This window comes from Stutzerimonas stutzeri, assembly GCF_024448935.1.
Taxonomy (GTDB): Bacteria; Pseudomonadota; Gammaproteobacteria; order Pseudomonadales; family Pseudomonadaceae; genus Stutzerimonas; species Stutzerimonas stutzeri_AO.
The window spans coordinates 23,072-42,642 of the sequence record NZ_JAMOIE010000036.1 but is presented as its reverse complement, the minus strand read 5'-3'; the positions used below and the strand labels follow the sequence as shown (position 1 = coordinate 42,642).

At 63.7% G+C, this 19,571-nt stretch carries 16 protein-coding genes; 7 read left to right on the top strand and 9 right to left on the bottom strand.

Features of this window, described 5'->3' with window-relative positions; genetic code table 11:
* Positions 1-55: 55 nt before the first annotated feature.
* The 3 genes from ampD to NA637_RS12140 all read left to right on the top strand — a co-directional run bounded on the left by ampD (position 56) and on the right by NA637_RS12140 (position 3,723).
* Positions 56-607: a 1,6-anhydro-N-acetylmuramyl-L-alanine amidase AmpD gene (gene ampD / locus NA637_RS12150; protein WP_256072496.1), complete on the top strand. Its 552-nt coding sequence runs from the start codon at positions 56-58 to the stop codon at positions 605-607.
* A gap of 23 nt (positions 608-630) precedes the next feature.
* On the top strand, positions 631-1,467 hold the full coding sequence (ampE, locus tag NA637_RS12145) for a regulatory signaling modulator protein AmpE (protein ID WP_256072495.1): 837 nt from the start codon (positions 631-633) through the stop codon (positions 1,465-1,467).
* A 225-nt stretch (positions 1,468-1,692) separates the two neighbouring features.
* Positions 1,693-3,723: a methyl-accepting chemotaxis protein gene (locus NA637_RS12140; RefSeq protein WP_256072494.1), complete on the top strand. Its 2,031-nt coding sequence runs from the start codon at positions 1,693-1,695 to the stop codon at positions 3,721-3,723.
* Between the two features lie 87 nt (positions 3,724-3,810).
* On the opposite strand, the gene NA637_RS12135 is transcribed toward NA637_RS12140, so the two are convergent.
* From NA637_RS12135 to ada, 3 genes are read right to left on the bottom strand one after another with little or no spacing between them, the layout of a single operon-like run.
* Complete coding sequence (locus NA637_RS12135; RefSeq protein WP_256072493.1) at positions 3,811-4,590, bottom strand: TatD family hydrolase; 780 nt, start codon at positions 4,588-4,590, stop codon at positions 3,811-3,813.
* A gap of 36 nt (positions 4,591-4,626) precedes the next feature.
* Complete coding sequence (locus NA637_RS12130; RefSeq protein ID WP_256072492.1) at positions 4,627-4,872, bottom strand: hypothetical protein; 246 nt, start codon at positions 4,870-4,872, stop codon at positions 4,627-4,629.
* Positions 4,873-4,921: 49 nt separating this feature from the next.
* Complete coding sequence (gene ada / locus NA637_RS12125) at positions 4,922-5,959, bottom strand: bifunctional DNA-binding transcriptional regulator/O6-methylguanine-DNA methyltransferase Ada (protein ID WP_256072491.1); 1,038 nt, start codon at positions 5,957-5,959, stop codon at positions 4,922-4,924.
* Positions 5,960-6,117: 158 nt separating this feature from the next.
* On the opposite strand from ada, the gene NA637_RS12120 reads away from it, so the two are divergent.
* Entirely contained in the window at positions 6,118-7,008 is an 891-nt protein-coding gene (locus tag NA637_RS12120; protein ID WP_256072490.1) for a PA4780 family RIO1-like protein kinase, read from the top strand.
* A gap of 695 nt (positions 7,009-7,703) precedes the next feature.
* Here the strand turns inward: NA637_RS12120 and NA637_RS12115 are convergent.
* The 3 genes from NA637_RS12115 to NA637_RS12105 are packed head-to-tail and all read right to left on the bottom strand — an operon-like array spanning position 7,704 to position 13,346.
* Positions 7,704-9,206: an efflux transporter outer membrane subunit gene (locus NA637_RS12115; RefSeq protein WP_256072489.1), complete on the bottom strand. Its 1,503-nt coding sequence runs from the start codon at positions 9,204-9,206 to the stop codon at positions 7,704-7,706.
* Complete coding sequence (locus tag NA637_RS12110; protein ID WP_256072488.1) at positions 9,206-12,259, bottom strand: efflux RND transporter permease subunit; 3,054 nt, start codon at positions 12,257-12,259, stop codon at positions 9,206-9,208. The genes NA637_RS12115 and NA637_RS12110 overlap by 1 nt, the downstream gene beginning before the upstream one ends.
* A 4-nt stretch (positions 12,260-12,263) precedes the next feature.
* Positions 12,264-13,346, bottom strand: a complete 1,083-nt coding sequence (locus NA637_RS12105) for an efflux RND transporter periplasmic adaptor subunit (RefSeq protein ID WP_256072487.1) — start codon at positions 13,344-13,346, stop codon at positions 12,264-12,266.
* Between the two features lie 224 nt (positions 13,347-13,570).
* On the opposite strand from NA637_RS12105, the gene bfr reads away from it, so the two are divergent.
* The gene (bfr, locus tag NA637_RS12100) at positions 13,571-14,035 is read left to right on the top strand and encodes a bacterioferritin (RefSeq protein ID WP_256072486.1); all 465 of its coding nucleotides are present in this window, start codon (positions 13,571-13,573) and stop codon (positions 14,033-14,035) included.
* A gap of 219 nt (positions 14,036-14,254) precedes the next feature.
* Here bfr and cueR read toward each other — a convergent pair whose 3' ends face one another.
* Together cueR and NA637_RS12090 are read right to left on the bottom strand one after the other, a co-directional pair.
* Entirely contained in the window at positions 14,255-14,653 is a 399-nt protein-coding gene (cueR, locus tag NA637_RS12095; RefSeq protein WP_256072485.1) for a Cu(I)-responsive transcriptional regulator, read from the bottom strand.
* 97 nt (positions 14,654-14,750) lie between these two features.
* A complete protein-coding gene (locus NA637_RS12090; protein ID WP_256072484.1) occupies positions 14,751-17,132 on the bottom strand; it encodes a heavy metal translocating P-type ATPase in 2,382 nt (793 codons plus the stop codon).
* Positions 17,133-17,287: 155 nt separating this feature from the next.
* Here NA637_RS12090 and NA637_RS12085 point away from each other — a divergent pair, with 155 nt between their 5' ends.
* A complete protein-coding gene (locus tag NA637_RS12085; protein WP_256072483.1) occupies positions 17,288-17,479 on the top strand; it encodes a heavy-metal-associated domain-containing protein in 192 nt (63 codons plus the stop codon).
* Between the two features lie 32 nt (positions 17,480-17,511).
* Here NA637_RS12085 and NA637_RS12080 read toward each other — a convergent pair whose 3' ends face one another.
* Positions 17,512-18,153, bottom strand: a complete 642-nt coding sequence (locus NA637_RS12080; protein WP_256072482.1) for a TetR family transcriptional regulator — start codon at positions 18,151-18,153, stop codon at positions 17,512-17,514.
* 207 nt (positions 18,154-18,360) lie between these two features.
* Here NA637_RS12080 and NA637_RS12075 point away from each other — a divergent pair, with 207 nt between their 5' ends.
* Complete coding sequence (locus NA637_RS12075; RefSeq protein ID WP_256072481.1) at positions 18,361-19,560, top strand: Bcr/CflA family multidrug efflux MFS transporter; 1,200 nt, start codon at positions 18,361-18,363, stop codon at positions 19,558-19,560.
* Positions 19,561-19,571: the final 11 nt, after the last annotated feature.

Below are 19,571 nucleotides of genomic sequence, written 5' to 3'. Positions count from 1 at the left end.
TTGCAGCTTGCAGGCGCTAGCCTGCAGACCCGCAGGTTACCCAGGTTTCGCACCAATGCAGCTGGATCATGCGACAGGATGGTGCCGAGGTGTACGCCATTGCCCTTCGCCCAACTTCAACCAGCGTCCGGATGGCGAGATTTCCCTGCTGGTCATTCACAACATCAGCCTGCCGCCTGGCCAGTTCGGGACCGGGAAAGTCCAACAGTTTTTCCAGAACTGCCTGCCGTGCGACGAGCATCCCTTCTTCGAAGAAATAGCTACCCTGCAGGTGTCGGCGCATTTCCTGATCGAACGTGATGGCGCGATCACCCAGTTCGTCTCTTGTCTGGAGCGCGCCTGGCACGCCGGTGTTTCCTGTTTCGGTGACCGGCAAAGTTGCAACGACTTCTCCATTGGGGTCGAGCTGGAGGGCACTGATGAAACGCCGTTCAGTGAAGCCCAGTACGACAGCCTGATCTCACTGTGTCGCCTGCTTCAGCAGGCCTATCCGGCGATCACGCCGGAGCGCGTCTGTGGCCATAGCGATATCGCGCCGGGACGCAAGACCGATCCCGGTTCCGCATTTGATTGGCAACGTTTGCGCACGGCCTCGATCGTTGCCTGAATTGTCCTGACAGGATTCGATAGATGATTTTTCTCGTGGTGTTCTTGGCCCTGGCCATCGATAAGCTTACCGATTGGCGACGTGCGGTGCAGGATGACGGGCCTTGGCTGCGCTGGCTGGCGCACGTCGAGGGTGGTGCGGAGTCGAGGCGTGAGCCCTGGCTGAGCCTGTTCCTTCTGGTGGTGCTGCCGGCGCTGTTGCTTGGCCTGCTGTTGATGGCGCTCGAGCCGCTGGCCTATGGCTGGCTAAGCCTGCCCCTGCACCTGCTGGTGCTGCTCTACAGTCTGGGTCGAGGCCAGGTCAAGCGCGAGCTCGGGCCGTTCCGCGATGCCTGGCGTCGCGGTGATGACGAAGCTGCAGCACTGGTCGCCGAGCGTGACCTGGGGCTCAGCGCGACGGATGCGCCGGGCCTGTTACGGGCCGTGGAAGCACAGTTGCTCTGGCGCAGCCATCAAGGCTTCTTTGCGGTGATCTTCTGGTACGTACTGCTTGGTCCCGTGGCGGCGCTCGCCTATCGGCTGCTTGCATTGACCATCGAGCACGCCAAGGCCGAGGCCATACGCGAGCGGGCGGGCCAGTTCAGGCATGCCTTCGACTGGCTACCGGTGCGGGTGCTGCTGGCCAGCTTCGGCCTGGTCGGCAATTTCGTCGCGGCTAATCGTGCCATGCTGGCTGATTTGTTGCACTGGGGTGTTCCTGCTCGGCAGCTCCTGGCCGAGGTCGGCCCAGTGGCGGCTGACCTGGACGAGCCCTACGCCGGCCAAGCGGGCATCGGGCGCCTCGACAGTCTCGCCGCCTTGCTCGTGCGCGCTCGCATCCTCTGGTACACGGCGATCGCGCTCTGGATCCTGTTCCTCTAGCGAATCGATGCCGCTCCGCGCTCGGGACGGATGCTCCGCATAAGTGCGGTGGATATGCCGGAATCGGCGGGTCTTCTGCCAGTTGTCGGGGTGTCACTCTGCCATTACCTTAAGTTACATGAGCCCCGTCCGATATCCCGTATAAGTTTTCTCGCACCCTTCTCTGACGAGCCCTGCCGCAGTCTCGACGCTGATGGCAATACAACAAAAATTGGGAGACGTCTTTTGAAAAGTCTGTTGTATCCGGCCATCGCCCTGATGAACCGTCTGAGCTTCGGCATGAAGTTCAGCCTGATCAGCGTGCTCTTTTTCGTCCCCATGCTGCTGACCAATTTCTATTTGGTACGGGATTCGTACGGTGAGTTTCTGGGCACTCGAACTGAGTTGCGCAGCCTGGAGCTGCTTGGCACGGCCTTGCAGCTACGCCGCGAGATGGAAGATTGGAAAGATCTGGTCGAGATCGAAGGCATCATTGGCCAGACCGGTGAGGTGCAGGCGCTGATCACTCGACTGGCCAATGCTGAACGAGAGATTTCCGCGCGGATGCAGAACCTGACGCCGGCCAGCGATAACCCCGAGCAGGTCGCTGAATTCACCCAGCGTCGAGATGAACTCGATGCTGCCCTGCGTGAAGCTCAGTCGCAGCAGTCGCTGCAGACGAAGACCGCCATGGCCCGTGCGTTGCTGGGCAAGGCTCAGGTCATGATCAAGCTGATCGCCAGCCAGTCGGGATTGAGCCAGGACAGTCAGCGAGACGTACGATTGCTGGCCGAGCTTCTGACCTCCGTAACGCCCTCAATAACCGCCACGCTCGGCGAAGGTCGCTCGGTGGGCTCTTATACGTTCGGCCAGGGTTACCTGAATTCCGATGCCAGCAACAAGCTGGACGACCTGCTGCTGGAGCTGGAAAAGCAGCAAGCGCAATACGGTGCCCAACTGCAGGACGTGCTAGGCAGTAGCCCCGCCGCGCAGCGCCAGCTCGAGAGCCAGGCCACCGCCAGTCGCGGCTCCCTGCAGTCGAGCAGCGACATCTTTCAAGATCAGGTGATCATGGCCGAGGCGCTGGATCAGCCCTGGGAAAATTTCTACGACCTGATCAGCACCGAGATGGCGAAAACCTATGCGCTCAACGACGCCATCCTCGGCTTCCTGGATGACCAGCTCGAACAGCGCCTGGAGCAGAAGCAATTACTGATGGTGCTGCTGTTGGCCGCACTAGCAGTGGTGTTTGTACTGATCGTCTACCTCTACAGCGCGTTCTACATGTCTACTCGTGCATCGTTGCGCAGCCTCGGTGCCACCATGGACCGAGTGGCCGCAGGGGATATGACAGCGCGTTTCAAGGTGCAAAGCCGCGACGAGCTGGGTGAGCTGGGTCAGGTGTTCAACGAGACGGTGTCGAAAATCCGCGAACTTATCGAGCGCGTCGGACATACAGTGGGCGAAGTGGAGCGTCAGGCTTCGCGCGTGGAAACCGTCTCTGGCGAGAGCAACCAGACGGTGTCCGAACAGCGAGGGCAGATCGAGCAGGTCGCCACGGCAATGAACGAGATGTCGGCGACCGCGCAGGAAGTGGCCACCAGTGCTGAAGCCGCAGTGGGCAGCGCTCAGAGTGTCAATGAGGAAACCGTCAGCGGTCGTACCCTGGTCGAGGCGCAGGTGAGCGGCATCGGCCTCCTGGCCGCCGAGATCGAACAATCGGTCAGTGTGATCAATCAGCTGGCAAGCGACAGCAAAGCCATCAGCCAGGTATTGGATGTCATCAAGGGCGTGGCCGAGCAGACCAACCTGCTGGCGCTCAACGCGGCGATCGAGGCGGCACGCGCAGGCGAGCAGGGCCGCGGCTTCGCTGTTGTGGCTGATGAAGTGCGCAGCCTGGCCAAGCGCACCCAACAGTCCACCGAAGAAATCGAGCAGATGGTTGGTCGCCTGCAGGGCGGCGTCGGTGCCGCGGTCAAGACCATGCACGCCAGCCACTCGATGGCTGAACAAACGGTCAGCCAGTCGGCCCAGGTTCAGCAGGCACTTGAAAATATCCTTGGTGCGGTCGGTGTCATCGTTGACCAGAATCAGCAGATCGCCGCGGCCGCCGAGCAACAGACCGCCGTTGCTCATGACATCGATCGCAACATTGTCGCGATCAACGAGGCTGGGCAGCGCACCGCCGAGGGCGCAGGCCATACCGAGCAAGCGAGTCGCGAGCTCACCGAACTGGTTGGACGCCTGCAGCAATTGATCGGCGCGTTCCGCGTCTGACCCTGCCGCTTGTTAAGCGGCGCCTAGCCGCTAATCGGTGTTGTGCCTAGGCAGTGATGTTCGACAGAGTGGGCCTGGACCGAGCGATCACTTCCAGCCAAACAACTCGCAGCTGTTGCGATAGCTGGCATCTGCCAGCTCGTTTGGGCTGATGCCGCGCAGTTCGGCCAATTCGCGGCAGATGTCCGGCAGGAATTCCGGGCTGTTGCGTTGGCCGGCGTGGCTGTGGGGCGGGATATCGGGGGCGTCGGTTTCCAGCACGATGCTCTCGAGCGGCAGCTGCTGCAGCACCCGGCGCATGCGGTGCGCCTGGGGCCAGGTGCCGGCGCCGCCCAGGCCGAGCTTGTAGCCGAGCTTGATGTATTCCCGGGCTTCTTCCCAACTGCCACTGAAGGCGTGGGCGATGCCGGTGCGCTTGAGCTTGTAGCGTTTCAGCGTGGCGATCATCGCCGCGTGGGCGCGACGCACGTGCAGCAGCACCGGCAGTTCGAACTGGATGGCCAAGTCCAACTGCGCTTCGAGTAGCTGTTGCTGGCGTTCTTTGTCCGGGTTTTCGATGAAGTAGTCGAGGCCGATCTCGCCGATGGCGCAGAGCTTGTCCTCCCCGCGAAGGCGCTGCAGCCAGTCGCGCAGCGCGTCGACATGCTCCGGTCGGTGATCCTGCAGGAACACCGGGTGCAGACCCAGCGCGGCATAGACGGCCGGTTCGTCCTGCGCCATCTGCCAGACCCTGTCCCAGTTCGCCTGATGCACGCCAAGCACCAGAACGCGCATGACTCCAGCCGCCGCACAGCGGGTCAGCACCTCACCGCGGTCGGCGTCGAAAGGGTCGAAGTCGAGATGGGTGTGGGTGTCGATCAGGCGCACGGTTTCTCCTGGTCTGGTATGAACGGCGGGACCCCTTCAGCGATTCGGCTCTTCCTCGATCTGGATGTCGCTGACCCCCAGCTCCGCCATGCGGCTGTCCTCGCTGGGCCGCGTTGGAGTCTCCCAAGGAGCATCGGTTGCCGCGCGTGGCTCGCGGACATGATGCAGCAGAATTTCCAGTTCGGCCTGTTCCATGTCCGGCTGTTCGAAGGAGCTGAGCGTCAGCGAGGCCGGATTGCCGTTGATCAGATAGTGGATGCGGTAGCGTTTCAGTTCGGTCATGGCGGCTCTCGATTCCAGGGGCATGCACTATCGGACCGCCAGATCGCCGTCAGGCTCCCGAGTCCTCGCGCTCCGATTCGAGCAACGCGGCCTTGCGCTCGATGCCCCAGCGATAGCCGGTCAGTGCCTGATTGGCACCAACGACGCGGTGACAGGGCACCAGCAGCCCGACGGGATTGCTCGCACAGGCCCGGGCGACGGCTCGCGCATGGCTGCCGAGGCGTTCAGCCAGCTCACCATAACGCCGGGTTTGGCCCGGGGGAATCTCCTGCAACGCTTGCCAGACCCGTTGCTGAAACGCGCTGCCGCGCAGATCGAGCGGCAGCCGGGCGGCGCGTGAGGGCTCTTCCAGCTGAGCCAGGATCGAGTGCAGCCATTCGCCCAGGCCTTCCTGGTCGCGCAGCAGCTCGGCTGCGGCGAAGCGCGACTGCAATTCGCTCAGCAGCGTCTGTTCGTCGTCACCGAACAGCAGCGCACAGATTCCCTGGTCGCTGGCGGCAATCAGCAACAGCCCCAATGGACAGGCGCTGACGGCATAGCGCAGCGATTCACCGGCACCCTGGCGGCGACGCTGCGCCGGGCTCAGTGCCGTGATGTTCTGATAGGCGCCACGGGTACTGCCATAGCCCGCATCCAGCGCTGCGCCCAGTACCGAATCGGCTGCCGGCAAACGCGTCTCCAGTCGCTCACGGCGGCGCGCCACAGCCCAGGCGCGGGGCGTGAGACCGGTGCGGGTTTTGAATGCGCGAGCCAGGTGCGACGGGGACAGACCGATACGCGCGGCCAATTGGTCCAGCGTCATCGGCTCGGGGCTTTCATTCAGCAGGCGACAGGCGGCGATGACCAGGGCGTCGAGCTGTTCGGCTGGGCTTTGCCCCTGTGGCGAGCAGCGCCTGCAGGCACGATAGCCGGCGGCTTCGGCATCTGCGGCATTGCTGAAGAAGCTGACGCCGTCACGTCGTGGGCGGCGAGCCGGGCAACTTGGACGGCAGAAGATTCGGGTCGAGCGGACGGCGAACACGAAGTGACTATCGAAGCCTGCGTCGCGGTCGCAGAGGGCGTGCCAGCAGCGGTCGGAATCGAGCATTGCGGTGCTCCTTGAGTGGTTGATTTCGATTGTCCGTCCTGCTCGCCTGCGATGCCAATCCACAACGCGCTTTTAAACTTGCGGGCGAGCATGGAAGCCCGTTCGTGATTGCCGTAACCTGCAGATCTGCATAGTCAAATAGGGTCTGTAAGCCGCTGATGAAAACGCCAAAACGACTCGAGCCGTTGGTCGAGGATGGGCTGATCGACGAAGTGCTGCGGCCGCTGATGAGCGGCAAGGAAGCAGCGGTTTATGTAGTGCGCTGTGGTGACGAGCTGCGTTGCGCCAAGGTCTACAAGGAAGCCAACAACCGCAGCTTTCGCCAAGCCGTGAAATATCAGGAAGGCCGCAAGGTCCGTAGCAGCCGTGATGCCCGCGCCATGGCCAAGGGCTCCAAGCATGGGCGCAAGGAAAAAGAGGAAAACTGGCAGAACGCCGAAGTCGCCGCCTTGTTCAGGCTGGCGGATGCCGGCGTGCGAGTGCCCAAGCCGTACGACTTCCTCGATGGCGTGCTGTTGATGGAGATGATCTCCGGTGAAGATGGCGATGCCGCTCCGCGTCTCAACGACGTCGACCTGCATCCCGATGATGCGCGGGAGTTCCATGCTTTCATGATCCATGAGGTGGTCAAGATGCTCTGTGCCGGGCTGGTGCATGGCGACCTCTCCGAGTTCAACGTGCTGCTCGACGAGCACGGCCCGGTGATCATCGACCTGCCGCAGGCGGTGGACGCGGCGGGCAACAACCATGCCTTCGAGATGCTTGAGCGCGACGTCGGCAACATGTCCGCCTATTTCGGGCAGTTCGCGCCCGAGCTCAAGTTCACCCGCTACGCCAAGGAAATGTGGGCGCTGTACGAGGACGGCAAGCTCACGCCTGAATCCGAGCTGAGCGGGGAATTCGCCGAGCCGGAAGATGCAGCGGATCTGGATGCGGTGATGCGGGAGATCAAGGCGACCCTGGCCGAACAGGAGCGCAAGGAAGCCCTGCGCAATGCAGCGGACGAGCCCAGCGACGAGCCGCCCACGCCGCCCTGGATGCGTAACTGAGCGGCGCCTGGCGGGGCTTGATCTAAGACACGGAGGGACGCTATTCGGGCGTCCCACCTTGGAGCGATCACTGTTCAGTGTCCGCGTGATGCTAGCTGCCTATGGGCGTCGGGATCGCCAGCAAGCTGGCTCCTACAGAGCGAAGGCGTCCCGGGCGCTGAGGTTCGCAAGGCTGGTCGGCGGTCCGCTTGTCGTAGAAGCGAGCTGCTCGCGATCGTCGCCCGGCGTTCCCCCGGATGCTCGCTGCCTGTACCAGTCCTGATCGCCAGCAAGCTGGCTCCTACAGAGCGAGGGCGTTCCGGGCGCCGAGGATCGCAAGGCTGGTCGGCGGTCCGCTTGTCGTAGAAGCGAGCTTGCTCGCGATCAGCGCCCGGCGTTCCCCCGGATGCTCGCTGCCTGTGCGAGTCCAGATCGCCAGCAAGCTGGCTCCTACAGAGCGAAGGCGTTCCGGGCGCCGAGGCTCGCAAGATTGGTCGGCTTTCCGCTTTTCTTAGGAGCGAGCTTGCTCGCGCTCATAGCCGGCGTCCCCGGTGTGCTCGCTGCCTGTACTAGCCCTGATCGCCGGCAAGCTGGCTCCTACAGAGCGAAGGCGTCCCGGGCGCTGAGGTTCGCAAGGCTGGTCGGCGGTCCGCTTGTCGTAGAAGCGAGCGTGCTCGCGATCAGCGCCCGGCGTTCACTCTAGGGCAGTCGCAGAACTACTGCTCCGAATGCTCCGGCTGCTCCGGCGCTTCGCTCGTGTTGTCTGCATCCGACACCGCGCTCGGCTCCATTTCCCAGCCGCCGCCCAGCGCGACGAACAGCGCGACCTGGGCCGTTGCCAGCGCCGTGCGGCCTTGCAGCGCTTGCTGGCGAGCCTGTAGCGAACCGCGCTGGGCGTCGAGCACCTCGTTGAGGTTCGCCTCGCCCAGTCGATAGCTCTTCTGCGCCAGCTCATAGGCGTAGGCACGATGGCGGAGGGTGGTGCGCAGCGAGTCCAGACGGCGCTTCTGCCCGTCGATGCGTACCAGTGAGCGCTCCACTTCCTCCAGTGCTTGAGCCAGTGCCTGCTGCAAGCCAAGGTAGGCGCTCTCGCCCTCCACATCGGCCAGGTCGATCGCCGCCCCGCGCCGGCGGTAGTCGAGAAAGGGCAGGCCGAAGGTCGCACCGAGGCGGGCGAAATTCGAGGCGCTGGAAAAGGCATCACCCAACGCCAGCCCCGAACGGCCGACTGCCGCCTGCAATGCAAGCGTCGGGAACAGGTCGCGGCGAGCGGCCAGCGATTGCAGTTGGGCTGCTTGCAGTTGCGCCGCCTCGGCGATCAGGTCCGGACGTCTGCGCAGCAGATCCAGCGGTTGCCCGGGTGGGATGGGCTTGTCTGCCAGCGGCACCGTGGCGTTGGCTGTAAGCCGCCGGGCGATGCTTCCCGGTGGCTCGGCGAGCAGCGTATCCAGCGCCAGCCTCGCTTCGGCCAGGTTGATTTCCAGCTCATCCAGATCCGCCTGCAGCGAGGCGCGCTCAGCGGTGCTGGCTTCGACATCCAGCCGGGTGACCTCGCCTACCTCGAACAGCCGGCTGGCGATATGTTCGAGGCCTTTTGCCAGCTCGATCCCCTCGACCAAAAGCACGCGTTGCCCCTCAAGGGCGCGCAGTTGCATGTAGCCCTGCGCCATGTTCGAGGCGACCGCCAACCGGGCCGCAATGGCCTGGGCCTGGGCGGATCGGATCTGTTGGCGCGCACTGTCGGTTCGCGCGCGGGTGGCACCGAAGATATCCAGCTCCCAACTGGCCTGTAGCGCCAATTCCCAATTATCGAAGGTGATCACGTCTTCATCCGGAATGAACTGGCCGATGGGGCTGTTGGGGTTCTGCTCGTTGTTGTTCTCGATCCACTGGCGGCTGGCCGAGCCGGGCAGATCGAAGGTGGGAAACAGTCCCGCCCGCGCCTGCCGCAACTGCGCGCGTGCGGTGTCGACGCGCAGCATGGCCAGGCGGATGTCGCGGTTGTTCTCCAGCGCCTGGCGCACCAGCCTTGTCAGCACTGGATCGTCGAATCGCTGCCACCAGTCGGCAAGCGCCTCGGCGTCGGCTGGCTGCTGGCGCACCGCATGGAACCAGCTCTCCGGCACATCGGGTGCCGGCCGCTCCGGCACGCTGGAACAGGCGCCGAGGGCCAACGCCAGTGCCCAGGCCAGCGGCGTGCGGGGCAATCGGCTCGGCATCAGGTTTCCTCCGGTTTGACGCGCATGAACAGCAGATACAGGCAGGGCACCGCCAGCAAGGTGAGCAGGGTGGCGAAGCCCAGCCCGCCCATGATGGTCACGGCCATGTTGGCGAAGAAGGGGTCGAACAGCAGCGGCACCATGCCCAGCACCGTGGTGCCGGCCGCCATCATCACCGGCCGCAGGCGCGAAGCGGAGGCCTCGATGATGGCCGTCAGTCGAGGGACTTCGTCGGCGATCTGCCGGTCGATCTCGTCCACCAGCACCACGGCGTTCTTGATCAGCATGCCCGTCAGGCTGAGCAGGCCGAGCAGGGCCATGAAGCCGAACGGCTGGCCGGTCACCAGTAGCCCGAGCGTGACGCCGCACAGCGCCATTGGCACCACCAGCCAGATCATCAGTGGCTGACGGACCTTGGCAAACAGCAGCACCGTGATCAGCACCATGGCCAGATAGGGCGTCGCGAGCGTGCTGCCCAGCGCCTGCTGGGCATCGGACGACTGTTCATGATCGCCGCCCCATTCCAGCGAATAGCCGATCGGCAATTCGATGCCCTCGATCAGGGGACGAATGCGCTCGAAGGCGGCACTGGTGTTCTCGCCGTCGCGGGGTTCAGCACGGACGGCGATGGTCCGTTCGCGGCCATAACGGCGAATCATCGACTCCTCGGTCGTAGCCTCAACGCCGTCCGCGACCTGGGCCAGCGGCACATAGCTGCCGGTGGCCGGGCTCCAGATCAGCCGTTGCAGCAGATCGCCCGGTTCGACGCGATCCTCCGGCGTGGCGCGCAGAAGGATCGGGATCAGGTCGTCCTGATCGCGGAACAGGCTGACCTGCTGGCCCTCGCTGGCCACCGACAGCGCCTGCGCCACCTGTTGGCGGGTCAGCCCGGCATCGGCCAGGCGGTCCAGGGCCAGCCGCGGGTGCAGCACCGGGACGGGCGAGCGCCAATCATCGCGGATGTTGTAAACCTGGCCCTGCTCCTGAAGGATTCGCTGACCTTCGGCCGACAGCCGACGCAGTTCGTCAATGTCGGGGCCGCTGATCCGCGCTTCGAGCTTGGCTTCGGCATTGGGACCGAACATGAATTGCGCGGCGGCGACGTCGGCAGACGGGTAGCGCCCTGGCAATGTCTGATTCACCTGGCGAACCAGATCGGCAATTACCTCGGCATTTTCGGTCCGTACAAGAAAGTGCATCAGCGCCGGGTTGGGTCGTTCCGGTGCGTAGGTGAGCATGAAGCGCGACGCGCCCGCGCCGACGAAGGTCGACACATCGGTCACGCCGTCCAGCTGTTTCAGGTAGCCCTCGACATCCTTGGCGGTGCGGCTGGTTTCGCGAATATGCGTGCCCTGCGGCAGGAACAGGTTCAGGTAGAAGATCGGCGTGCTCGACGGCGGAAAGAAGCTCTGCGGCACGCGGCTGAAGCCCAGCACGCTGAGGGTCGTGAGCACAACTAATATGCCCAGTGTCAGCCAGGGTCGACCCAGCACTCCGCCGGCGATGCGGCGGTAGCGGTTGTAGATTGGCCCGCTGTAGGCAGCGTCCGGGTCAGCGTCTTCGTCCTTTTGGTCGCCCTTGCGCTCGAGCAGGTAATGCCCGAACAGCGGCACCACCAGCAGCGCCATCAGCCAGCTCAGCAGCAGCGACGCGGCGATGACGTAGAACAGCGAGAAGAGGAATTCGCCGGTGGTGTCCTGGGACAGGCCGATCCCGGCAAAGGCCAGGATACCGATGATGGTCGCGCCCAGCAGCGACCACTGCGTCTGGTGCAGCGTCTTGCGAGAGGCTTCGAGAATGCTTTTACCGCGCTGTTTCTCGATCAGCATGCCATCGCAGACCACTACGGCATTGTCCACCAGCATGCCCATGGCGATGATCAGCGCGCCGAGGGAGATGCGTTCCAGCTCGATGCCACCGATCCACATCAGCAACAGCGTGCCGAGCACGGTGAGAAACAGCACCGCACCGATGATCGCCCCTGCGCGCACGCCCATGGCCAGGCACAGCACGCCGACAACGATAGCCACCGACAGAAAGACATTGAGTGCGAAGCTGTTGACCGACTCGTTGACGATGCTGTGCTGTTGATACAGCGGATGCAGTTCGGCGCCCAGCGGGATCAGGTGCTGCATGGACTCCAGCTTCGCCTCGACACTGCGACCGACTTCGACGATGTTGCTGCCCGACACACCGCTGATGCCGAGGGTCAATGCCGGCTCGCCGTTATGGCGGATGATCTGGCGTGGGCGTTCGGCATATTCGCGTTTCAAGGTGGCGATGGAGCCCAGGTCGACGCTCTGCTGCCCTTGGCCCACTGGCAGTGCCCGCAGCGCATCGAGGGAGTCGAACGCGCCGGTCGGGCGGATGTAGACGAAGAACTCGCCAGCGCGCACACCGCCGGCTTCCACCGCCGCGTCAGCATCGGTCAGTGCGGCGACCAGCTCTTGTGGAGACAGCTTCAGTGCGGCCAGGCGCGCCTGATCGACTTCCACGATTATTCGCTCTTCACGCACACCGGCCAGTTCGACCTGGCCAACGCCGTCCGCCGTGACCAACCCGCGGCGCAGGTCCTTGGCGACTTCATGCAGCTCTTCCAGCGTCAGGCCGTCACCGGTCAGGGCAAAGAAGATGCCGTAGACATCGCCGAAGTCGTCGTTGACCAGCGGTGGGTCCAGGCCGGGAGGCAGCTGTTGCCGTGCATCCTCGACCTTGCTGCGCAACTGGTCCCAGATCTGATCGAGCTGTTCGCCCGCGTAACGGTCCTGAATTTCGACACGGACTTCCGCCAGGCCGATCATCGAGCGCGAGCGGATCTCCTTGATCTCGGAAAGCTCCTGGATGGCGCTTTCCAAGGGCTCGGTCACTTCCTGCTCGACTTCGAGTGCGGTCGCGCCGGGATACTGCAGCGTGACGATGGCTTCCTTGATGGTGAATTCAGGGTCTTCCAGGCGGCCCATCTCGAAGAACGCGACGATGCCTCCGATCAGGCAGATCAGGACCAGTACCCAGATGTTGACCGGTTTGCCGATGGCGTAACGCGCTAGATCCATCCGCTTACTTCCGTCGTTCGGCTTTGATCGGCTGGTCTTCCGACAGCTTGCTGCCGCCCGCCACCACCACCAGCATGTCGTTGTTCAGCTCGCCGCTGACCACCGCGTGATCGTTTTCGATGTGTTCGAGCTGCAGGTCCAGGCGCTGGGCATGGCCGTCCACCGCCAACCAGAGATAATGGCTGCCGTTCGGCGCTGTTTGCACGGCGTTGAGCGGCAGGCGAAAACGCGGCGGCGTATCGCTTGGCGAGGCGGCAGGCCGCTGGAGGCGAACCCGCATGGCCATTCCCGGCAGCAGGTTGTAGCCCGCTGGCGGCTCGCCCTGTAATGTCAGATTGTAGGTGCGCGAACCTTCGCGGGGTTGGGTGCTGTGTTCCTTGTAGGCCAGCGGCAGGGTCAGGTTGGCGACGACCAGTTCGCCCACGGCCTCCAATGTGCTGTTCAGTGGAATGCTCAGCGCCGCGCTCTCTGGTAGGTCGACCGCGACCTCGATATGCTGGTTGTTCTGCAGTTCCAGTACGGGCGAGCCGGTGGCGACCACCATGTCCGGTTCGACCAGCCGGCGTGCGATTACGCCGTCAAAAGGCGCCTCCAGCGTGCTGTAATTGACGTTACGAAGGGCACTGTCACGAGCGACCTGCGCTGCCACCACATTGGCCTGCAGCGGCTCGACCGCGGCGGGAGCGAGAATCCCCTCGGCCAAAAGGGCGCGTTTGCGGGTCAGATCCGCCTCCAGCTGGCGCAGCCGCGCCTCGGCTTCGCGCAGTTGCAGCTCATAGTCGGTGTCATCGAGCTTGGCCACCGGCTGACCTTTTTCAACGCGTTCGCCCTCGTCGACGAGGATCCGCTCGACGCGGCCCGGCACCTGGAATGCCAGCTGCGTGCTGGTCACGCTATCGACCACGCCTGGAAAGCGCAGCACCTCGGGGCCGTTATCGATGCGCTGCAGCGGCTCGACGAAAGCGACGCGTGGCGGGACTTGCGCAGGTTCCGTGTCCTCGGAGCAGCCAGCCAGGGCCAACAACATGCAGATCGAAGCGGTGACAGTGAGATGCGGTGAGTGGCCTCTCGATGATAAAAGCGGCATCCGTTCTCCTGGGCGATAGGGACGAGCAAGGCATCGCGGTGACCGTGCGAAACGCCGCGACAAACTAGTAGATCCCCGCTCCGGCTCTGGAGTTCGGCCGATGCTGAAGTGACCCGCTGGTCAGCCGGTTTTGCCTGCGGCAATGGGGCTGCGTGCGGTCAACCTGCCGCCGATTGGGCGTATCATTGCCCGGCGTTTGAATGTCAGTGCAGGAGAGAGTCGCAATGCAAGGTCAGCCACAGGTCATCGAATATCTGAAAGAACTGCTGCGCGGGGAGCTGGCGGCGCGCGATCAGTATTTCCTGCATTCGCGGATGTATGCCGACTGGGGCTTCACCAAGCTCTACGAGCGGATCCATCACGAGATGGAAGAGGAAACCCAGCATGCCGACGCGTTGCTCAAGCGCATCCTGTTCCTCGAAGGCACGCCGGACATGACGCCGGAGGCGATGCAGCCAGGCCAAACGGTCCCCGAGATGTTGCGAGCCGATCTGGCACTCGAATACAAAGTGCGCGAAGCCTTGGCCAAGGGCATCACGCTGGCCGAGCAGCATGCCGATTACCCGACGCGTGAAATTCTGGAATTGCAGTTGATCGACACCGAAGAGGATCACGCCTACTGGCTGGAACAGCAACTCGGCATGATCGACCGCATCGGGCTGCAGAATTATCTACAGTCGATGGCGTAAAGAAGCAGTCGGAAGCCTGAAGCCTGAAGCCTGAAGCCTGAAGCCTGAAGCCTGAAGCCTGAAGCTTGAAGCTTGAAGCTTGAAGCTTGAAGCTTGAAGCTTGAAGCTTGGGCCAGACCGCAAAATCAAAGGCACCAAGCGAACTGCGCACTGCCGACGCCCGGCACCGAGCTGCTCCGGTGGAGGGTGATCGGTGGCGGTTGGGCCTTGGCTTCCCGCTCAACCGCATCCATCCGATTCCAGGTCCTTGAGGATCGGGCAATCCGGCCGGTCATCGCCCTGACAGGTGTCGACCAGTTCTTGCAGGGTGTCGCGTAACCCCACCAGTTCAGCGATCTTCTGATTGAGCGCCTCGATATGCGCGCCGGCAAGTGCTTTCACATCCGCGCTGGCGCGCTGGCGGTCCTGCCAGAGCGTGAGCAGCCTGCTCACTTGCTCCAGTGAGAAACCCATGTCGCGCGCTCTCTTGATGAAGGCAAGGCGGTGCAAGTCTTTCTCGCCGTAGTGACGGTAGCCGTTGGCGCTGCGCCCGGCGGGGGAGATCAGTCCGATGGATTCGTAGTAGCGGATCATCTTTGCCGACAACCCGCTTTTCTCTGCTGCTTGGCCAATGTTCATGTGCGCATCCAGACGAATCGGTGTGAGGCTGTTTTGTGTGCTGCGTCGGCGCGGTGTCCATGCGTGCCGCCGACCACAGCCCGCGCGCGGCGGCACGCTAGTCCTTCGGCTGCCAACGCTTGAGCAGCAATGCGTTGCTGACCACGCTGACGCTCGACAGCGCCATCGCCGCGCCTGCCACCACCGGGCTGAGAAAGCCGAACGCTGCCAACGGAATACCCACCAGGTTGTAGATGAACGCCCAGAACAGGTTCTGCTGGATCTTGCGGTAGGTGTGGCGGCTGATCTCCAGTGCGGCCGGCACCAGGCGTGGATCGCCACGCATCAGGGTGATGCCGGCGGCATGCATGGCCACGTCGGTGCCGCCGCCCATGGCGATACCGACGTCGGCGGCGGCCAGCGCCGGCGCATCGTTGATGCCGTCGCCGACCATCGCCACCACCGCGCCGCCTTTTTTCAACTCGGCGACCGTGGCCGCCTTGTCGGCCGGCAGCACTTCGGCATGCACGCTGTCGATCTGCAACGCCTCAGCCACAACGCGCGCACTGCCGCGGTTGTCTCCGGTGATCAAATGGCTGCGAATATGCCGGGCGTTGAGAGCTGCGATGGCATCAGCGGCGCCTTCTTTGAGGCTGTCGCCAAAGGCGAAAAGGCCGAGCACGCGAGACGCCGGCGCAGTCTCGATCAGCCAGGACAGCGTGCGACCTTCGCTTTCCCAAGCTTCGGCTTTGCCCGCCAGCTCGCCCGGTTGCAGGCCGCTGTCGTCCATCAGCCTGCGATTACCCAGCGCCAGCGAGCGGCCATCAAGGTCGCCCGAGATGCCGCGACCGGTTAGCGACTGGCTGCGCTCAACGTCGGCGAGCGTGATGCCCAGTTCTGCGCAACGGTCGAGCACCGCCTGAGCGAGTGGGTGTTCACTGCCGCGTTGCAATGCCCCAGCCTGCTGCAGCAGCGTGGCTTCGTCGCCGTCCACGGCATGCAGATGCACCACGCGTGGCTTGCCGGAGGTGAGTGTGCCGGTCTTGTCAAAGGCGACGGCTGTCACGGCATGGGCGACCTCCAGCGCCTCGGCGTCCTTGATCAGAATGCCGTGGCGTGCGGCGACGCCGGTGCCCGCCATGATCGCCGCGGGTGTTGCAAGGCCCAGCGCACAGGGGCAGGCAATCACCAGCACGGCAACGGCGTTGATCAACGCCACTTCGGCCGGAGCGCCAACGAACAGCCAACCGGCAAGGGTCAGCAGGGCGATGACCAGCACGGCCGGGACGAACACCTGGCTGACCTTGTCCACCAGCTTCTGAATGGGCGCTTTGGCCGCCTGAGCGTCCTCCACCAGCCGAATGATGCGCGCCAGCACCGTTTCGCCCCCCACTGCCGTGGTGCGCACCAGCAAGCGGCCTTCGCCGTTGATCGCGCCACCGGTGATGCGGTCGCCCGGCCCCTTGTTCACCGGCAGGCTTTCACCGCTGATCAGGGCTTCATCGGCCTGGCTCTCACCTTCGACCACTTCGCCGTCCACCGGGAAGCGCTCGCCAGGCTTGACCAGTACCAGGTCGTCCAGGCGCAGGGCGGCAATGGCAACGTCCTCTTCACGGCCGTCGACCACCCGTAAGGCGCGATCCGGTCTGAGCGCCTCCAGCGCACGGATAGCCGCGCTGGTCTCACGTTTGGCGCGGCTTTCCAGATACTTGCCCAACAGGACGAGGGCGATCACCACAGCAGACGCTTCGAAATACAGATGCGGCATCTGCCCGGCCTCTGCGGCCCACCACTGGTAGAGGCTCAAGCCGTAGCCGGCGCTGGTGCCGATCGCAACCAGCAAATCCATGTTGCCGGCGCCAGCGCGCACGGCTTTCCAGCCGGCCACATAAAAACGCGCCCCGAGGATGAATTGCACAGGTGTGGCGAGCAGGAATTGGATCCAGGGCGGCAGCATCCAATGCAGCCCCAGCAGGTCGCCGAACATCGGGATCACCAGCGGCGCGGCCAGCAGCAACGCGGCGACCACTGCCCAGCGTTCGCGGCGCAGACGGCTTTCGCTCGTGTCCGTGGCGGGCTCGTTATCGCTGCTGGCCTGTGCCTTGTAGCCGGCTGCTTCGACGGCCTGGATCAGTACCGTTGCGTCTACCGCGCCGAGCACCTCGACGCGTGCGCGTTCGCTGGCCAGATTCACCGACGCGCTGCGTACGCCCGGCACTTTGAGCAGTGCGCGTTCGATGCGGCCGGCGCAGCTGGCGCAGGTCATGCCATCGATGGCCAGTTCCAGCGTCTGCACCGGCACGCCATAGCCGGCCTTTTCCACCGCTTGTATCAGCTCGGCCAGATCGCCTTCACGGGTTTGCACGCGGACCTGCTCGGCGGCGAGGTTCACCGCCGCATGATCGACGCCGGGCACCTTCAGCAGGGCGCGTTCGACCCGCCCGGCGCAGCTGGCGCAGGTCATGCCGGTAATAGGCAGCGTGTAGGTTGCGCTGGTCATGGTTCGCTCCGAATGGGCCTGATGCCGGTAATAATCAACCTTCACCTTGTGAGAAGGTCAAGTCGAGTAACTGGTTGTCGCAGCCAGTCTATTGACCTTATCAGCGTGGTAAGGTTGAGCATGCTGAAGTCGTCAATAAACGAGAGGAGCACCTGATGCAGACGTTCAACGTGACAGGCATGACATGCGCGCATTGCCAGCGCGCCGTGACCCAGGCGATTCAGTCCCGAGATGCCAATGCCAAGGTCGATGTCGATCTTCAGGCGGGTGTGGTGCGAGTGGAGGGTGGACTGGACGAGGCGACCATCCGCGAGGCCATCGAGGAAGAAGGCTATCAGGTTCAGTGATGCGATACGCGGCAGCCGACGCTGCCGCGTTTTTATGCGATAGGCCAGTGCGCGACGGAACTGTCCCAGTCCTTGACCAGGCCACGGAACAGCGGATCGATCAGGGCGGCGCAATCCTCTTGCGGATCGAACAGGGTCGGGTCGCGGGTCCAGTCGCTGAATACGCCGACGATCAGCGCGTGCAAGGAGCGCGCGGCCAGTTTTGGGGTGATGCCTGGATAAAGGCTGTCGGCGGCGCGCTCCAGCAGTTTCTCGCATAGCTCGATAAACAGATTGATGAACGCGTGGTGGCGTTCTTCCGCTTCGCGCAGTTCTTCCGTGAATTCGCAGCGGTGCAGGAGAATGGTCATCACACGGCGCTTCTGCTCGTCCCGGCCCAGTGCACTGATGCCCTCGATGCAGAGTTCATGCAGCGCTCCCAACGGCTGCTGCTGGGTGCAACTGCAGAGTCGCTCGGCCATTTGCTCCGGCGGCAGGCGAACCTGGTTGAGCATTTCATGAAACAGATGCGCCTTGTTCTGGAAATGCCAGTACACGGCGCCGCGAGTCACCCCGGCGTCACGCGCAATCTGATCCAGGCTGGTATGCGCCACACCCTTGTCGAGAAACAGCCGCTCGGCAGAGGCGAGCAGGGCGATACGGGTCTTTTCGGCGTCTTCTTTGGTTCTTCGCATGTGAGGGCTACGGCAGCCTGACGCTGCATTGAATAAGGCCTTGGCGGGCGGGCTATGCGGAGTTCGACCTTCAACTTCTGCAACTTTGGATGTTTACAATCGTCTGTGTATGTAACAGCATCTGACCTTCTCTGTAAATGATCGATCTCTACCGCGGCTTTCCTGCGCGTCGACGCTTCGGCTTTTTCCGCTTCGCGAGCTCTCTCCATGCCCCTTCCGATTTTGCTCATCCTGGGTGCTCTTAGCGCCTTTGGCCCGCTGGCCATCGACTTCTACCTGCCAGCGTTTCCCTCGATTGCGCGCGCTTTTGCCACAGACGTGGAACACGTCCAGCTGTCGCTGGCGGCTTACTTCATCGGCCTGGCCCTTGGTCAGCTGATCTATGGGCCCCTGGCGGATCGGTACGGCCGGCGCTGGCCGCTGTTGGTGGGTGTGACGCTGTTCACACTGGCGTCGCTGGCGTGCGCATTCGCGCCGTCGCTGGACTGGCTGATCGCCGCGCGTTTCGTCCAGGCGCTGGGAGGCTGCGCCGGTATCGTGGTGACACGCGCCGTGGTACGCGACAGCTGCGATCCGGTACAGGGCGCCAAAGTCTTTTCCCAACTGATGCTGGTGATGGGGCTGGCGCCGATCCTCGCACCACTGGCGGGTGGGCTGTTGATGAACGCCTTTGGCTGGCAGGCCATCTTCGTCGCGCTGATGATCTTCAGCGCGCTGTGCGGCGTTGCGGTCGCGATGCGGCTGCCGGAGACCCTGCCGGCCGATGCGCCGAAGCACCCGCTCGGTGGCACGCTAGGACGTTATGTTGGCTTGTTCCGCGACCGCGAATTCGTCGCCTTCGCGCTCTCCGGCGGCGTAGCCATGGCGGGCATGTTCGCCTATATCGCCGGGTCGCCCTTCGTCTTCATCGAGCTTTATGGCGTTCCGGCCGAGCACTACGGATGGCTGTTCGGCAGCAATGCGGCTGGATTCATCCTCGTTTCGCAGATCAATGCACGGCTGTTGCGCTTGCGCGGCCCGGGTTTCTGGTTAAGGCGCCTGGTCTGGTTCTATTTCGCTTGTGGCGTGGCGTTGCTGCTAATCGCGCTGAGCGCGCCCGATGCGCTGTGGCCGTTGCTGATCCCCTTGTTCGCCGGGCTGGCGAGCCTTGGCAGCATCCTGCCCAACGCGACTGCTTGTGCCATGGCAAAGCAGGGCAAGCAGGCGGGGCTGGCGTCGGCCTTGATGGGCAGCATGCAGTTCTGCGTCGCTGCCTTTGCATCGGCAGCAGTGGGTTGGATGCATAACGGCACCGCGGTGCCGATGGCCCTGGCGATCACGGTGTGTGCTGGCCTGGCGGCGTGTCTGGCCTGGTACACCGGCCAGATCGCGATTTCGCAGCGCAACCAGGAGGCCGCCTCGTCCTGAGGCGGCATGCC

Coding starts and splice junctions, on each gene's coding strand:
- ampE (WP_256072495.1), top strand. CDS start 631: ATGATTTTTCTCGTGGTGTTCTTGGCCCTGGCCATCGATAAGCTTACC.
- NA637_RS12075 (WP_256072481.1), top strand. CDS start 18,361: ATGCCCCTTCCGATTTTGCTCATCCTGGGTGCTCTTAGCGCCTTTGGC.
- NA637_RS12120 (WP_256072490.1), top strand. CDS start 6,118: ATGAAAACGCCAAAACGACTCGAGCCGTTGGTCGAGGATGGGCTGATC.
- NA637_RS12080 (WP_256072482.1), bottom strand. CDS start 18,153: ATGCGAAGAACCAAAGAAGACGCCGAAAAGACCCGTATCGCCCTGCTC.
- cueR (WP_256072485.1), bottom strand. CDS start 14,653: ATGAACATTGGCCAAGCAGCAGAGAAAAGCGGGTTGTCGGCAAAGATG.
- ampD (WP_256072496.1), top strand. CDS start 56: ATGCAGCTGGATCATGCGACAGGATGGTGCCGAGGTGTACGCCATTGC.
- NA637_RS12110 (WP_256072488.1), bottom strand. CDS start 12,259: ATGGATCTAGCGCGTTACGCCATCGGCAAACCGGTCAACATCTGGGTA.
- NA637_RS12115 (WP_256072489.1), bottom strand. CDS start 9,206: ATGCCGAGCCGATTGCCCCGCACGCCGCTGGCCTGGGCACTGGCGTTG.
- NA637_RS12130 (WP_256072492.1), bottom strand. CDS start 4,872: ATGACCGAACTGAAACGCTACCGCATCCACTATCTGATCAACGGCAAT.
- bfr (WP_256072486.1), top strand. CDS start 13,571: ATGCAAGGTCAGCCACAGGTCATCGAATATCTGAAAGAACTGCTGCGC.
- NA637_RS12085 (WP_256072483.1), top strand. CDS start 17,288: ATGCAGACGTTCAACGTGACAGGCATGACATGCGCGCATTGCCAGCGC.
- NA637_RS12105 (WP_256072487.1), bottom strand. CDS start 13,346: ATGCCGCTTTTATCATCGAGAGGCCACTCACCGCATCTCACTGTCACC.
- ada (WP_256072491.1), bottom strand. CDS start 5,959: ATGCTCGATTCCGACCGCTGCTGGCACGCCCTCTGCGACCGCGACGCA.
- NA637_RS12090 (WP_256072484.1), bottom strand. CDS start 17,132: ATGACCAGCGCAACCTACACGCTGCCTATTACCGGCATGACCTGCGCC.